General features: G+C 61.8%; 12 protein-coding genes and 2 tRNA genes. 13 read left to right on the forward strand and 1 reads right to left on the reverse strand.

The window, feature by feature from the left end:
* Positions 1-85: 85 nt before the first annotated feature.
* Positions 86-658 carry a hypothetical protein gene (locus tag CHY22_RS00745; RefSeq protein WP_089571693.1) on the reverse strand — a complete coding sequence of 191 codons (573 nt, stop codon included), beginning with the start codon at positions 656-658 and terminating at the stop codon, positions 86-88.
* A gap of 370 nt (positions 659-1028) precedes the next feature.
* On the opposite strand from CHY22_RS00745, the gene rimP reads away from it, so the two are divergent.
* From rimP to CHY22_RS00810, 13 genes are all read left to right on the forward strand, one after another.
* Positions 1029-1523, forward strand: a complete 495-nt coding sequence (gene rimP / locus CHY22_RS00750; protein WP_089571694.1) for a ribosome maturation factor RimP — start codon at positions 1029-1031, stop codon at positions 1521-1523.
* 1 nt (position 1524) lies between these two features.
* Entirely contained in the window at positions 1525-2772 is a 1248-nt protein-coding gene (nusA, locus tag CHY22_RS00755; RefSeq protein ID WP_006234042.1) for a transcription termination factor NusA, read from the forward strand.
* A gap of 91 nt (positions 2773-2863) precedes the next feature.
* The gene (gene infB / locus CHY22_RS00760) at positions 2864-5578 is read left to right on the forward strand and encodes a translation initiation factor IF-2 (RefSeq protein WP_089571695.1); all 2715 of its coding nucleotides are present in this window, start codon (positions 2864-2866) and stop codon (positions 5576-5578) included.
* 11 nt (positions 5579-5589) lie between these two features.
* The gene (gene rbfA, locus CHY22_RS00765) at positions 5590-6000 is read left to right on the forward strand and encodes a 30S ribosome-binding factor RbfA (RefSeq protein ID WP_006234038.1); all 411 of its coding nucleotides are present in this window, start codon (positions 5590-5592) and stop codon (positions 5998-6000) included.
* On the forward strand, positions 5993-7036 hold the full coding sequence (locus CHY22_RS00770) for a DHH family phosphoesterase (RefSeq protein ID WP_089571696.1): 1044 nt from the start codon (positions 5993-5995) through the stop codon (positions 7034-7036). Before rbfA ends, CHY22_RS00770 begins: the two co-directional genes overlap by 8 nt.
* A gap of 15 nt (positions 7037-7051) precedes the next feature.
* Positions 7052-7984 (forward strand): tRNA pseudouridine(55) synthase TruB, encoded by a 933-nt coding sequence (gene truB / locus CHY22_RS00775; RefSeq protein ID WP_089571697.1) that lies wholly within the window; start codon positions 7052-7054, stop codon positions 7982-7984.
* A complete protein-coding gene (ribF, locus tag CHY22_RS00780; protein ID WP_233502796.1) occupies positions 7981-8988 on the forward strand; it encodes a riboflavin biosynthesis protein RibF in 1008 nt (335 codons plus the stop codon). Before truB ends, ribF begins: the two co-directional genes overlap by 4 nt.
* Entirely contained in the window at positions 8981-11089 is a 2109-nt protein-coding gene (dnaG, locus tag CHY22_RS00785; protein ID WP_089571698.1) for a DNA primase, read from the forward strand. Before ribF ends, dnaG begins: the two co-directional genes overlap by 8 nt.
* 110 nt (positions 11090-11199) lie before the next feature.
* The gene (gene rpoD, locus CHY22_RS00790; RefSeq protein WP_055286388.1) at positions 11200-12549 is read left to right on the forward strand and encodes an RNA polymerase sigma factor RpoD; all 1350 of its coding nucleotides are present in this window, start codon (positions 11200-11202) and stop codon (positions 12547-12549) included.
* Positions 12550-12918: 369 nt separating this feature from the next.
* Positions 12919-12993, forward strand: a tRNA-Asn gene (locus tag CHY22_RS00795).
* Positions 12994-13027: 34 nt separating this feature from the next.
* Positions 13028-13102, forward strand: a tRNA-Asn gene (locus CHY22_RS00800).
* 161 nt (positions 13103-13263) lie between these two features.
* The gene (locus CHY22_RS00805) at positions 13264-13653 is read left to right on the forward strand and encodes an Asp23/Gls24 family envelope stress response protein (RefSeq protein WP_187361832.1); all 390 of its coding nucleotides are present in this window, start codon (positions 13264-13266) and stop codon (positions 13651-13653) included.
* Positions 13654-13680: 27 nt separating this feature from the next.
* Positions 13681-15342 carry a DAK2 domain-containing protein gene (locus tag CHY22_RS00810; RefSeq protein ID WP_089571699.1) on the forward strand — a complete coding sequence of 554 codons (1662 nt, stop codon included), beginning with the start codon at positions 13681-13683 and terminating at the stop codon, positions 15340-15342.

Here is a 15342-nt window from a genome sequence, read left to right on the forward strand (position 1 = left end):
CATGCAATAAACGAGGGACGGTCCGGTTGGGTCGTCCCTCGTTTTGTGTTGTCTGCCCTGCTTAGTCAGTGCGTCGCACCGTCTTCTACGGGATGTGTACCAGGTCCCTAAAGTAAACGTTGCCCGTTGCCTCTTCGAACATCCAAATGTTGAGGTAGATGTCGTTGAGGTCGTTGTTCACATCAAAGTCCGGGTCGTCGAAGGTGCCTACAAAGGTGAGCATGGCGCGCGTTTCCTCGCCCGCTGCGACCTGCTGGCGCATGCGCACATCGCGGACCACGCCGTTGACGTAGGCATAGGAGTCCACATCGCCAAACATCATGTCGACATCGGTGTTGTTTGTCACCGCAAAGATCAACACGGCGTCGCCGTAGCCATCCGTGTCCTTGCCCACGCAGGTAACATGGACGTTCTCGTCTGCCTCAAGGTCGATGGGGAACTGTTCTTGGGAATCGGGACCCAGGCCCTGGGGATCGACGATGTCTTCGTTAATTTTGTCGAAGCTCTCCGATGACGTCGTTTTCTCGATGGCTTTTGTGCTGCCGAGATCCGGTTCGCATGGTCCGGTTTTGCCATCGATGTTGTTGCAGGCCGTCAGAGCGAACGAACAGGCAGCTACGACGAGCGCGGTCGCGCAGAGGGTGCCTAGGCGTTCCATGGATCCTCCTTGCCGTGGAGATACTGGAAGGTTGTGTGGTCAATGCGTGCGGCAGGCTTTCTCGCTACAGAATGCCTCTCAGCTTTAGTCTGGCCGATGTGCGCCCAGGGATGGAATGCCCATAGGGCCCGATTCAGTCGGCGCTCTGGGACGCATGGCCCGTTTTGGGGCTGTTGAGGGTGCGCCGCATGGGGCTCCTCGGTCAATTGTCCTATTCTTGTGGAGAACCTGTGCGCACGCTGACCTGCAGATTCGTACTGTGCTTGCGCGTTTCCGCAGCTATTGGTATAGTTTGCTTGCAAATGAAGTTGTAATTGAAAGAAGTGGGGTTTCGGCCCCGCTTCTTTTTTGTATGGATGGAGGTGCCGCAATGGTCAAGACCAAGACCGAGCAGGCGATCATCGACGCGCTCGAGGCCGTCGCTCCCCAGCACGATGTCGACATCGTCGACGTCGAGCTCGTGGGCGCCACCAAGGCCCCCTGCGTGCGCGTGCGTATCGAGGGTGCCGAGGGTCAGAGCCTGTCTCTCAACGACGTCACGGCCAACACCAAGTGGGTCGGCGATGTGATTGAGGAGCTCGACCCTATCTCTTCGAGCTATACGCTCGAGGTGTCGAGCCCGGGTATGGCGCGCCCGCTGCGCCGCCCGAGTGACTTTGCCCGCTTTGTGGGCGAGAACTGTGAGCTCACCTCCACCGCTACCGAGGGCCGTCGCAAGTACGCCGGCAAGATTGCCGCTGCGACCGAGACCGACGTGACCCTCGAGCTCGAGGACGGCGAGTCCGTCACCCTCGATTTCTCTGATGTAAAAAAGTGCAAGTTGAAGCCCACCTACGACTTCAAGCCCGCGAAGGAAGGAAAGTAAGATGGCAGCATCCGACATGATGTCCGCCCTGATGGAGCTTTGCCAGGAGAAGCACATCGACCAGCTCTACCTGATCGACCGCCTGGAGCAGTCGCTCGCCAAGAGCTATGCCGAGATCCTGCATCTTGAGTGGGGCGCCAAGGTGACCATCGACCGCACCACCGGCAAGATCTACGTCTACCGCCTGGAGCCGATCGACGATTCCATGGACGAGGAGGGCAACTTCACCGAGTTCGAGGAGATCGACGTCACCCCCAAGAACACGAGCCGCATCGCTGCCCAGCACGCCAAGGCCGAGATCAACGCCATCGTGCGCAACTCCGCCCGCGAGCAGATCTATGAGGAGTTCTCCGGCCGCATCGGTGACCTCATCAGTGGTACCGTGCTGCAGTCCACGCCCGACTTCACGATCGTCAAGATTCGCGAAGGCGTCGAGGCCGAGCTTCCGCACTTTGATCAGCGCCGTTACGAGAACGAGCGCAACGAGCGTCCGATGGGCGAGCGCTACCTGCACAACCAGCATATCAAGGCCGTGATCATCGACGTTCGCGACCCCAACTCCAACCTGCAGCCGGTTCGTGGCGAGCACAGCCGTCCGCCGATTGTCATCTCCCGTACCCACCCCGAGCTCATGCGTCGTCTGTTTGAGCAGGAGGTGCCCGAGATCTATGAGGGCACCGTCCAGATCAAGTCAATCGCCCGCGAGCCCGGCCAGCGTTCCAAGGTCGCCGTCCACTCGCTTGACGACCGTCTGGATCCCGTGGGTGCCTGCGTCGGCCCCAAGGGCAGCCGTGTTCGCGCTGTCGTGGGCGAGCTCCGTGGCGAGCGCGTCGACGTCATCCTGTGGGATGCCGATCCTGCCGTCTACGTCGCCAACGCCCTTTCGCCCGCTAAGGTCACCCGCGTCCTCATCGACGAGGAGAAGGCCTACGCCGGCGTCATCGTGCCCGACGACCAGCTGTCCCTCGCCATCGGCAAGGAGGGCCAGAACGCCCGCCTCGCCGCGCGCCTGACCGGCTGGCACATTGACATCAAGTCCGAGACGCTTGCCGCCGACATCCTCAAGAACGTTCCCGTTCACGAGGAGCCCGCCGCCGACCTGATCGGTGACGAGGAGGACGAGGACGTCCGCCGCTGCGAGTACGTGTCCGAGGACGGCATCCAGTGCCGCAACCAGGCTCGTCCCGGCTCCCGTTTCTGCGGTGTCCACGACACCGACGCCTTCGATGATGCGGAGGACCTGATCTAGCGCGCGGTCGCGCCGGGCGGGTCCCGGCGCGTCTCCAACGCTCGTTCAGTCTCTAGGCACCCAAGGTGCCAGAAAGGGTAGGTGAAGTCATATGGCAAAAGTCCGTGTGTCCACCCTGGCCAAAGAGTTCGGCATGACCTCCAAGGAACTGATGGGTCATCTCGCCGATATGAAGATTCCCGCTAAGTCCGCTTCCTCCACCTTGGAGGACGCCTATGTCGCCATGGTCCGCAAGCAGCTCGCCTCGGTGATCGAGGCCCGCGCTCAGGAAGTCGAGGCCGCCAAGCAGGCCGAGGAGCAGGCAGCTGCCGCCGAGGAGGCCGCACGCGCCGCCGAGGCCGAGCGCGAGCGCATCGCCGCCGAGAAGGCCCGCGAGGAGGAGCGCCGCCAGTTTGCCGCAGCCCAGGCTGCCGAGGAGGCTGCCCGCGCCGAGGCCGAGGCCAAGAAGAAGGCCGAGCAGGAGCGCCTTGCCCGCGAGAAGGAGGAGGCTGCCCGCGAGGCCCAGCGCCGCGCCGTTCCCGCTTCCGACTCCGGTTCGCGCTTCCGTTCGCTGCTCGACCAGATCGCCGCACAGGAGACCGTGCTCAAGGAGAAGAAGGACGCCGAGGACAAGGCCAAGGCCGAGCGCGCCGCCGAGCGCGGTAACCGTCGTGGCGGCAACAACGACCGCCGCGGTGGCCGTCGTAACGATCGCAACGCTTCCGACAACAACTCCGAGCGCAACGCCTCCGAGAGCCGTCCGCACAGCCATCGCACCAACGCCAGCAACAACGTCGCTGCCGGCATGGACTTCCCCAACCCCGATAAGCAGGGCAAGGGCAAGAAGCGCAAGGGCGGTCACAACAACGAAGAGGACCACTACAGCCGCATGGCTCGCGAGGCCGAGGAGTACAGCCGCGAGAAGGTGCTCGAGGAGGCTCGTGCCGCCGTCGAGGAGGCCTCTCGTGAGTCCACCGGTCGCCGCAAGAAGCGCAAGGAGAAGCGTGAGCGCGAGGCTGCCAAGGCTCAGGAGGAGCGCAAGATAGAGGAGGCATTGGCCCAGGGCGTGAACCCCGAGGAACTCGATGCCATCAAGGTCTCCCAGGGTGTTACGGTCCAGGAGCTTGCCGAGGCTCTCGACGTTCCGGCCAACGACATCATCAAGCGCCTGTTCCTGCTGGGTACGCCGCTCACCATGACACAGTCCATGTCCGACGACCTCGTCGAGCTCGTTGCCGACGACCTGGGCCGTCAGATCAAGATCATCACCCCCGAGGAGGAGAACACCTTCTCGTTCTACGACGATCCCGCCGACCTTAAGCCGCGCGCACCGGTCGTCACCGTCATGGGCCACGTCGACCACGGCAAGACGAGCCTCCTCGACGCCATCCGTCACACCGGCGTCGCTGCCGGCGAGGCGGGCGGCATCACGCAGGCCATCGGTGCTTCGCAGGTTATGATCAACGACCGCAAGATCACCTTCATCGATACCCCGGGTCACGCTACCTTTACGGCCATGCGTGCCCGTGGTGCCAAGGTGACCGACATCGTTATTCTGATCGTGGCTGCCGACGACGGCGTCATGCCCCAGACGGTCGAGTCGATCAACCACGCCAAGGCCGCCGGCGTACCCATCGTCGTCGCCGTCAACAAGATCGATAAGCCGGGTGCCAACCCCGACCGCGTGCGCCAGGAGCTCACCGAGTACGGCGTCATCCCCGAGGAGTGGGGCGGACAGAACATGTTCGTCAACATCTCGGCCAAGCAGAAGATCGGTATCGACGACCTTCTGGAGACCGTGCTGCTCCAGGCAGACGTGCTCGAGCTCAAGGCCAACCCGGACACCTTTGCCTCCGGCAACGTCCTCGAGGCCAAGCTCGACAAGGGCCGCGGCTCGGTCGCTACCGTGCTCGTGACCCGCGGTACCTTGCACGTGGGCGATACGCTGGTCGCCGGCCTTACCTACGGCCGCGTCCGTGCTATGCTCGACCCCAAGGGTCGCGCCGTCACCGAGGCCGGTCCCTCCGACGCCGTCGAGATCCTGGGCCTGCAGTCCGTGCCCAACGCCGGTGACGAGTTCCGCGTGTTCGAGGACGAGCGCGAGGCTCGTGCCCTCGCCGACGAGCGTTCGCTCAAGGCCCGTATCGAGGAGCAGAGCCGCGTCAAGCACGTCACGCTCGAGAACCTCTTCGAGACCATTGCCGACGCCGAGGTCAAGGAGCTCAACCTGATCATCAAGGCCGACGTCCAGGGTTCCATCGAGGCCCTTCAGGATTCGCTCGACAAGATGGATCAGTCCGAGGTCCGCATCAACACGATCCACTCCGCCGTTGGTGCCATCAACGAGACCGACGTCGTCCTGGCCGACGCCTCCAATGCCATCATCATCGGCTTTGGCGTCCGTCCCGACGGTAAGGCCCGCTCCGCCGCCGAGCGCGAGGGCGTCGAGATCCGTTGCTACGACGTCATCTACAAGTGCCTCGAGGAGCTCGACGCTGCCCGTATCGGCATGCTCAAGCCCACCGAGGTCGAGGTCTCCACGGGTACCGCGACCGTTCTGGACACCTTCAAGGTGCCCAAAGTCGGTATCGCCGCCGGTGTCCGCGTCGAAGAGGGCGAGATCGCCGCGACCGATTCCGTGCGCCTGGTGCGCGACGGCATCGTGGTCTTCAACGGCAAGATCGCCTCGATGCGCCACTACAAGGACGAGGCCAAGAGCCTCAAGAGCGGTTCCGAGGGCGGCATTGGCCTGGAGAACTTCCAGGACATCAAGCCCGGCGACCAGATCGAGGGTTACCGCATCGACCAGGTTGCCCGTACCGAGTAGGGGGTAGCGCTATGAAGCAAACGCAGGCAACCCGCCGTCTGGGCGAGCAGCTTCGCGAGAAGCTTGGTTATATCCTGCTCTTTGAGGTTTCCGATCCGCGTCTCGACCTGGTTACTTTGACCGCGGTTGAGGTCGCGGTGGACCGTTCGTTCGCGCGTGTGTACGTGTCGTGCGATGCGAGCCGCTACGACGAGGTCATGGAGGCGCTCGCAAGCGCCAAGGGCCGTATTCGCAGCCTGTTGGCTCGCTCGCTCGATTGGCGTGTTACGCCCGAGCTCGATTTTCGCATCGATCGCTCGACCGATGAGGCCGAGCGCATCACGCGTGCGCTGGAAAACGTTCCCGCCACGCTTGCGATCGAAAAGGACGAGGACGGCTATCCGATAGCGGATGCCGCCCAGGAGGCAGCTTTAGATGACTAATTCCGCCGACCTCGCCTCGTGCGAGTCTGCAGATATTCAGCGACGCATCCTCGAGCTCATCGAGGATGCGTCCTCCATTGCGATTTCGGGACACACTTCTCCCGATGGCGACGCCCTGGGCTCCGTGTTGGGTCTGGGCCTCTCGCTTATGAAGTTTTTCCCTAACAAGGACATTGCCCTGCTGCTGGCAGACGATGATCCGGTTCCGCGCATCTACCGCTTTATGGAAGGCTCCGATCGCCTGGTACCGGCATCTGCGTATACCGGCAATCCGGACCTGTTCATCTCGGTGGACGTGCCGGTCGTCGAGCGTCTCAATAATTCCGCCGAGGTGCTTCGTCGCTCCAAGCATGTGGTGTGCTTCGATCACCATCCGGCGCGCGAGGAGTTTGCCGAGCTCAGCCTGAGGCGCGTCGAAGCTGCAGCCTGCGCCATGATCATCGACCGCTTCTTGGACAATTGCGGCATTGTCGCACGTGATGGCGTTGCGACCTGCCTGCTGTGTGGCTTGGTTACCGATACCGGCCGTTTTCAGTACCAAAACGCCGATGCAGCCGCGTTCCATGCAGCCTCGCGTCTGGTTGCCCACGGTGCCGATCCGGCGCGTGTGGCACTCGAGGTTTACCAGAGCATGCGCGTTGAGTTTTTGCACCTCAAGTCCATCGTTATGGGCCGCATTAAGACGGTGGCCCACGGGCGCGTCGCGTATAGCTACGCGTACCAGAGTGACCTTGAGGCCTGCGGTGTCACCTCGGACGAGTGCGACGGTCTGGTTGACGTGGTGCGCTCGGTGATGGGCGTCGAGGTCTGTCTGTTCCTGAAGGGCATTGAGGGCGATACCAAGGTGCGCGGCAACCTGCGCTCCAAGGGCGACCTCAACGTGTCCGAGATCGCTGCTGCCTTTGGCGGAGGCGGACATCCCGCTGCCGCCGGTTTCTCCAACAACGGAACGATTCTCGAGACGCTTACCGTGGCACTTCCCATGCTGGCCGAGCTGGTGGGGGAGGATCCCGCTTCGGTGACCGTCGAGCTTTAACTTTTTGGATGGTACATGGCTCGTCGTACGCCTTCTCAACTGAATATGCTGCTCGCCGTCGATAAGCCGGTGGGCTGCACGTCCCACGATGTGGTTTCGAAATGCCGACGCGCCCTCCATGAGCGGCGCGTCGGCCATGCCGGCACGCTCGACCCCATGGCATCGGGTGTCATGGTGGTGGGTGTGGGCCAGGCCACCCGTCTGCTGGGCATGCTAACCCTCGATACCAAAAGCTATGTCGCCGACATTTCGTTTGGCGCCGAGACCAATACCGATGATGCGGAGGGCGAGGCGGTCCGCACGGTGGCTGTTGCCAACGAGCTCCGCGATCCTGCCTATGCCCGTGAGCGCTTGGCCGCTATGCTGGGTCCGCAGATGCAGGTGCCGCCGGCGTTTTCGGCTATCTCGGTCAATGGCGTTCGCGCCTACAAGTCTGCTCGCGAGGGCAATGCGGTGGACCTACCTCCGCGCCCCGTCGAGGTCTATGCCGCCGACCTGATCGCCGTGGGAGGCGAAGGTGATACGTGTGTGTGGACCGTGGCGTTCTCAGTGAGCAAGGGTACCTATATCCGTGCGCTCGCTCGCGATTTGGGCCGCGCCTGCGAGAGCGCCGCGCACATTTCCGCGCTGCGCCGCACGGCCTCCGGTGTTGTTTCCATTGGCGCTTGTCATGCGGTCGAGGAGCTTTCTCCCGAGTCCGCGGCTGGCTTTGCCCTGGATCCCATTGCGGCCTTGGGCGCCACGCGTGTTGACTTGCCGGGCAATCTTGCCGACGACCTGCTCTGCGGCCGACGCATTCCCGTTGAGCGTGCGCTTGCCGATTTCGATTCCGCGAAGGCGCCTTTTGCGTTGGTGCTCGATGGGGGACTCAAGGCGCTTGCCCGCATTGAGAGTGGCCGCTTTGTCATGGAGCACGTGTTTCCGCAGGCAATCGGCGGTGTTCGATGATGTTGCCCGCTCGTGAGCTCGCGCGTATCTTTTTCGAGGGCGAGTCGGACGAGGCCCGCATCGTCACTGCCGATGCGTTTGATGAGTGCGAGCACTTGGGTGCTGCATCGATTGCCATCGGCGTGTTCGATGGTGTGCACCGTGGACACCAGGAACTCATCGAAGCGCTTGTCCGTGATGCCCGTGCCCATGGCTGCAAGGCGGTCGTGGTCACTTTCGATCCCGATCCGGACGTTGTGGTGAGTCCTTCGCCCGCTCAAAAACTGATGACGACGGCCGACCGTCTACATGCCTTGGCTCAGACCGGGGTCGACGCAGTGGTGGCCGTTCCCTTTACGCCTGAGGTTGCGGCACTCGACCATGTTGGTTTTCTCACACTGTTGTCACGCGTGGTCGACATTCGTTCGATTCGCGTTGGCAGCGATTTTAGGCTGGGTCGTGGCGGTGCTTCTGGTGTTGCCGAGATGCGCGTCTGGGGTTCCGAGCACGGCGTTGACGTGTATGGTCACGATCTGCTTTGCGAGGGCGGTGAGGCCATTTGCGCCACCCGCATCCGTCATGAGCTGGGACAGGGCCATGTGGAGCTGGCTGCTGAGTTGCTCGGCCGCCCGTATATGCTGCGCGGCGGTGTTGTTCGCGGCCGTCACGAGGGCTCTGGCATGGGCTTTCCCACGGCAAACCTGCAGGTTTCCGACGGCATTCAGGTGCCTGCCGATGGCGTGTATGAGGGCCTGGTGCTCGTCGATGACACCGTATGGCCTGCTGCCGTTAACGTCGGCCTGCCGCCGACGTATGCCGACGATGCCGCTTCATCGCATCTCGAGGCTAACTTAATTGGTTATACGGGCGACCTGTACGGCGCTTCCGTTTCGCTGGCGTTTACGCGCTGGCTGCGTCCCTCGCGTGTGTTCGAATCGCTGGATGAGTTGATCTCGACCGTCGAGGGTAATATCGAGGATATTCGTCACAACTTGGGCGAGCAGGGGGTGAGTATCCGTGATTAGCGATGATGAAAAAGACCAGGTACGCGCTGCGTCCGACCTAGTTGCCATCGTGCAGGAAACGGTTGAGCTCAAGCCCCGCGGCCATGAGTTTTGGGGTTGCTGCCCCTTTCATGGCGAAAAGACGCCGTCCTTCCACATTATCCCCGCCACACAGGTGTGGCATTGCTTTGGCTGCGGCGAGGGTGGCGACGTCTTCACCTATATCATGAAGCGCGAGAACCTGAGCTTTCCCGAGTCAATCCGTTATTTGGCCGATCGTGCAGGTATTGAGCTGCACGACACCGGAGATCGCCGCGAGCGCGGTACCAAGCGTGCCCGCATCTACGATCTGTGTGCCGAGACCGCCCAGTTCTACCACACCATGCTTATGCGCGGTAAGGATGGCCGTCCACGTGAGTACTTTGCCAGCCGCGGCATGGGCGGCGACGTCTGCCGCCGCTACTGCCTGGGCTTTGCGCCGGGTCGTAATATGCTGGTGGCTCATCTGTCGCAGGCGGGCTTTACTCCGCAGGAGATGATCGACGCCAACGTTGCCGTGAGTCGAGGGCGCGGGCAGCTTGCCGACCGCTTCTACGACCGCGTGATGTTCCCCATCTTTGACGAGCAGGGTCACAACATCGCCTTTGGCGGTCGCATCATGGGTGACGGCCAACCCAAGTACCTCAACACCGCCGAGACGAGCGTGTTTCATAAAAAGCGAAACCTCTACGGCTTTAATTGGGCCAAGGAGTTTATCGTCGCGCAGGATACCGCCATCGTGGTAGAGGGCTATACCGACTGCATCGCCTGTTGGGAGGCGGGGATTAAAAACGTTGTCGCTACGCTGGGCACCGCGCTCACGGAGCATCACGTCAAGACGCTCACCCGCTTTGCTAAGCGCATCGTGTACATGTTCGACGGCGATGCGGCGGGACAGAAGGCCGCCCGCCGCGCGATTCAGTTTATCGAGCAGGATTCGATGGATCTGCGCTGCGTGGTGCTGCCCGACGGCAACGACCCCATGGAGTTCATCACGGCGCATGGTGGACAGGAGCTGCAGGCGCGCATCGACGCTGCCGAGCCGCTTATGGACTTTGTCTACCGTTCGCTGCAGGAGTCGAGTGACATCACCACGCCGGGCGGTCGTGCCAAGGCGCTGGAAGATGCGCTGACGCTTATCTATCCGCTGCGCGATAGCTATATGATCGACACATACTTTATCCAGATTGCCGATCTGCTGGGTTTGGATCTGGAGACGGTTCGCGCGAGTTCGGGTCGCGTGTTTCGCGATGTCGCCAAGCGCGAAGATGCGGAACGACGTCGTGAGCAGAACTATGAACGCCAGCGGGCGCAAGCCGAGCGCTCTGGTAGCGCGGGCGGTCGGACGTCTGGTTCGCAGGGGGCATCTCGCGGTGCTTGGGCATCGGGCGCGACGTCGCCGGTGTTCGCGCCGGTCGAGGAGGAGCCGTACGACTATGTCCCGCTCGATGCCTACGGCGCCGCGCCCGTGGAGGTCGTCGACGATCTGCCGCCGATCGACGTGCCTGATGGTATGGGCGCTGTTCCTGTGGCTGATGGTTCGGGCGCACCGGCTGCGGCGGCGCCGATGGTTCTTACCGATCTTGAGCGCAAGTCCTTGGCAGGGGAGCGCGAGCTGTTGACGATGCTCACGAGCTACCCCGACCTGTTCCGCACGTATGCCGACCGCATCTGCTCCATCGAGTGGGTTGACCCACGTCACGAGTCCATCGCATGGGCCGTGCTGGCAACGCCGCCGGGAACCGATCCTGCAGCCTGCATGGATGCGGCGCGCTCGGTGTGTCCCGAGGCGGCAACGCTTGTGAGCGCCGGGCGCATCTCGGCGACGAGCAAACACCCTACCGAGACGAACATCGTGTTCATGCTCGATACGCTCGAGCTCTACACCATCAAGCGCCGTATGCGTGCCGCGCAGGCCAAGCTGCGCCAAGACCGTTCGCTCGACGATGAGGCCCGTCGCGCGCTGACCGTGCAGGCCGCGCAGGATTCGCAGCGTCAACGCGAGCTGCAAAAGTCGATCGGCGGCGTGGCGGACCCGTTCCGTTTGATCGGCCTGGAGGCCGCGGGCACCGAGCAAGCCTAGATGTTGTGGTCAACCAGCGTATTCTCGCCTATATCCAGTCCTCTTTTTGGGTATAGACGTCAATGTGTGTGCTAAAGTATTGAGTCCTGTGGACTATGAAGGGAGAATCTGTGCCAAAAAAGACTGAGAGCACGGGTACTGGGCTGGAATCCTACGTTGCAAAGCTCATGGGCAACGGCTCAAACAGGACTTCGGTAACCGAGGACGAGATTCAGGTCGCCCTGAAGGATATCGATGTTTCTGACGAGCAGCTCACCGCGGTGTATTCCGCGCTGCGCAACAGCGGCATCCAGATTATCTCCGCGAGCGGTAACGACGACGCCCCCATGGACGTCGACGATGACGATAACGATACCGATACCGACGATTTCGATGACGACGACGAGCACGATTCCGGCTCGCTCGACGATCACGAGCTCAAGATGGCCCGTCAGGCCGATGCCGAGATGGGTTCTTCCAAGAGCAAGAAGAAGCGCACCGTGCGCACGTCCCGTTCACGCTCCCGCGTGCGTGGCATCGATGCCTCCACGGTGATGCTGACCGGCGATCCGGTTCGTATGTACCTCAAGGAGATCGGCAAGGTCGACCTGCTGACCGCCTCCGAAGAGGTCGATCTGGCCATGAAGATCGAGGCCGGTCTCGAGGCCACCGAGAAGCTCGAGGCTGCCGATGCCGGTGAGCTCGAGCTCACGCGTGCCGAGATGCGTCGTCTTACGCGCATTGAGAACGTTGGCCTCGAAGCCAAGCAGGCGCTCATCAGCGCAAACCTGCGTCTGGTCGTCTCCATCGCCAAGCGCTATGTCGGCCGCGGCATGCTGTTCCTTGACCTGATCCAGGAGGGCAACCTCGGTCTGATTCGCGCCGTCGAGAAGTTCGACTACCAGAAGGGCTTCAAGTTCTCCACGTACGCCACGTGGTGGATCCGTCAGGCCATTACGCGCGCTATCGCCGACCAGGCCCGTACAATCCGTATTCCCGTGCATATGGTCGAGACTATCAACAAGCTCGTCCGCGTGCAGCGCCAGCTCCTTCAGGATCTGGGTCGCGACCCGACCCCCGAGGAGATCGGTGCCGAGATGGACATGAGCGCCGACCGCGTCCGCGAGATCCAGAAGATCTCGCAGGAGCCCGTGTCGCTCGAGACCCCCATCGGCGAGGAAGAGGATTCCCAGCTGGGCGACTTCATCGAGGACTCCCAGGCTATCGTTCCGCCCGATGCTGCCAGCTTCTCCATGCTGCAGGAGCAGCTCACCCAGGTGCTCGACTCGCTTGCCGATCGTGAGCGCAAGGTTATCGAGCTGCGCTTTGGCCTTGTCGACGGGCATCCCCGCACGCTCGAGGAGGTCGGTCGCGAGTTTGGCGTCACGCGCGAGCGTATCCGCCAGATCGAGTCCAAGACTTTGGCCAAGCTCCGCCACCCCAGCCGCAGCAGCAAGCTCAAAGACTACATCGAGTCTTAGGGTTACGGCGTTCTACCGAACGCCGTAACTGGCCGACGCTGCAAACCCGCCAGAGCGGCAATCTGCCTTTCAACTTCGGCGGCATGATCAAAAGATCAATGCCGCCTTGTTTCAAGGCACCTTGCTCGCTCTGGCGGGTTTTCGCTGTCCGTCCTCTATCTGCGGCGTTGCTATGGCTGTCAGTTGTGCGACAGTTTGGGGGTGGTTATTGGGGACAGACTTAAATGAGTAGTCGTTGGGGACGTTCTTGAATGACTAGTCGTTTAAGAACGTCCCCAATGACTAGGTCGGAAAAAATCTCAAAAAAGTTCTTGCCCTAAGCTGATTCGTCCGTATAATAAATTTCGTTGCTTGAGAGCACGCACCTATTCCTCGGTAGCTCAATGGTAGAGCACGCGGCTGTTAACCGCGCTGTTGTAGGTTCGAGTCCTACCCGGGGAGCCAGAATTTCTCAGCCCATTCCGCTGGGCTTTTAAATTCCTCGGTAGCTCAATGGTAGAGCACGCGGCTGTTAACCGCGCTGTTGTAGGTTCGAGTCCTACCCGGGGAGCCAGGTTGTAAAACCCGTCGCTTATGCGGCGGGTTTTTTCATGCCGCGACCACTTGACTCGAACGTTGCCATATCAACATTTCGTGTCGAGGATGTAATCCCGCGACCCACCACCTCAACATGGCGCGGTCGTTGTAGAATATTGCAATGATTGCTCCCACGACATGGTGCCGCGAGCACCAGATAAGGAGATTCTTGTGTCTGAGACCATTAACGGCAGCCTGAGCGTCTCGAACGACGTTATTGCCGATATTGCCGGTTATGCCGCGATGACGTGCTATGGCGTCGTCGGTATGGCTGAGCAGCTCCAAGGCGCCGAGAGCGTGCGCCTGCTTGCCGGTCAGCGCCTTCGCAAGGGCGTGCTTGTCTCCGCCGACGAGAACGGCCTTACGGTCGATCTTCACGTCGTGCTCGAGAACGGCGTCAACATGAAGTCCGTCTGCCACAATCTTTCGAGCTCCGTTGCCTTCACCCTGCAGGAGATTGCCCAAATCGATCCCGCCAGCCTTAAGATCGGCATCCATATCGACGCGCTCAAGAGCCGTCTGAACTAGCATCCGAAAACGGAGATTCAAATACCCATGATTGCAAAGACCATTCGCACCTGTTTTCCGATCGCTGCGGCTGCCGTTTCTGACAAGGCCGAGGAGATCAATAAGCTCAACGTCTTCCCCGTACCCGACGGCGACACCGGCACCAACATGTCGCTCACGCTCGCCTCGGTGACCAAGGAGCTCTCCGCCCTTCCCGCCGATGCCGACATGGAGGCCATTGCCGGCGCCATCACCCACGGCTCCCTGATGGGCGCCCGCGGTAACTCCGGCGTCATTACCTCGCAGATCCTGCGCGGTGTGGCCGAGGGCCTTGTCTCCGCCGACGAGCCCATTACGTCCGCCAACATCGCCTTCGCCTTCCGCCGCGCCGTCAAGGTCGCCTTCCAGGCCGTCCGTAAGCCCATCGAGGGCACGATTCTCACGGTGCTGCGCGATGTCTCGACCAAGGCCGACGAGTGCGAAAAGAAGAAGTTCTCGGCCGAGGACGCGCTCGATGCCATCGTCGTCGAGGCCTACCAGTCCGTCGCTCGCACGCCCGACCTGCTGCCCGTCCTCAAAGAGAACGGCGTGGTCGACTCCGGCGCCTTCGGCTTTGCCATCTTCTTGGAGAACTTTGTGGCTGCAGCACTTGGTCGCAGCACCGTTGTCGAGGATTTCTCCGCTACGTTCGATTCCGCTGGCTCTGCACGCGATGCCGCTCTTGGCCGCGTTGAGATCGAGGCCAACGACGATTGGGAGGGCTCGGAGTTCCGCTACTGCAACGAGTTCCTCTTTAAGGCCGACGCCCCGTTTGACGAGGACGAGTGCCTTAAGTTCCTGGGTTCCATGGGCGACTGTGAGCTGCTCGTGGGCGCATATCCCGACTACAAGATCCACGTGCACTCCAACACCCCGAACCTGGTGCTCGAGCACATGCTGCAGCTTGGCCAGATCTACGAGGTCTTTATCCACAACATGGAGATGGAGGCCCACGACCGTACCGCCAAGATCCACGAGGACCAGGAGAAGGCCGCCGAGCCCGCGAAGGCCCTGGGCTTTGTCGCCGTTGCCGCCGGTTCCGGCGAGGCAGACATCCTCAAGTCCCTCGGCGTTGACGTGATCGTGTCCGGTGGCCAGACCATGAATCCCTCGACTGCAGACCTGCTGGGCGCCGTCGACCAGGTCAACGCGACCTCGGTCATCATTCTGCCCAACAACGGCAACATCCGCATGGCCGCCGAGGCCGCTGCCTCTGCCTGCACCGACAAGAAGGTCGCCGTCGTTCCCACCAAGACCGTTCCGCAGGCCTTCTCCGCGCTGTTCGCGGTCCTGCCCGATTCCGAGCTCGAGGATGCCGTCGCCGCTATGGTCGACGCCATCAGCGAGGTCCGCGATGGCGAGGTCACCCGCGCCGTGCGCGACTCCAGTGCCTCCGACGGTTCGCCAATTCACTCCGGTGACGTCATGGGCATCATTGCCGGCTCCATCGACGTGGTCGGCTCCGACGTGAAGCAGGTCACGCTCGATTGCATTAACCGTATGCAGGAGGAAGAGGAGGGCGACGCGCTGACGATTCTGGCAGGCGAGGAACTGTCCAATGAGGCCTTCCAGGAGATTGTCGATGCCATTGAGGAGGCTCAGCCCGATCTGGAGATTGACGCCCATCGTGGCGAGCAGCCGCTCTATCCCGTGATCTTCTCGATCGAGTAG

Source organism: Collinsella sp. TF06-26 (genome assembly GCF_002232035.1).
Taxonomy (GTDB): Bacteria; Actinomycetota; Coriobacteriia; order Coriobacteriales; family Coriobacteriaceae; genus Collinsella.

Coding starts and splice junctions, on each gene's coding strand:
- rbfA (WP_006234038.1), top strand. CDS start 5,590: ATGAAGCAAACGCAGGCAACCCGCCGTCTGGGCGAGCAGCTTCGCGAG.
- rimP (WP_089571694.1), top strand. CDS start 1,029: ATGGTCAAGACCAAGACCGAGCAGGCGATCATCGACGCGCTCGAGGCC.
- CHY22_RS00810 (WP_089571699.1), top strand. CDS start 13,681: ATGATTGCAAAGACCATTCGCACCTGTTTTCCGATCGCTGCGGCTGCC.
- CHY22_RS00745 (WP_089571693.1), bottom strand. CDS start 658: ATGGAACGCCTAGGCACCCTCTGCGCGACCGCGCTCGTCGTAGCTGCC.
- CHY22_RS00770 (WP_089571696.1), top strand. CDS start 5,993: ATGACTAATTCCGCCGACCTCGCCTCGTGCGAGTCTGCAGATATTCAG.
- truB (WP_089571697.1), top strand. CDS start 7,052: ATGGCTCGTCGTACGCCTTCTCAACTGAATATGCTGCTCGCCGTCGAT.
- nusA (WP_006234042.1), top strand. CDS start 1,525: ATGGCAGCATCCGACATGATGTCCGCCCTGATGGAGCTTTGCCAGGAG.
- ribF (WP_233502796.1), top strand. CDS start 7,981: ATGATGTTGCCCGCTCGTGAGCTCGCGCGTATCTTTTTCGAGGGCGAG.
- CHY22_RS00805 (WP_187361832.1), top strand. CDS start 13,264: ATGGTGCCGCGAGCACCAGATAAGGAGATTCTTGTGTCTGAGACCATT.
- infB (WP_089571695.1), top strand. CDS start 2,864: ATGGCAAAAGTCCGTGTGTCCACCCTGGCCAAAGAGTTCGGCATGACC.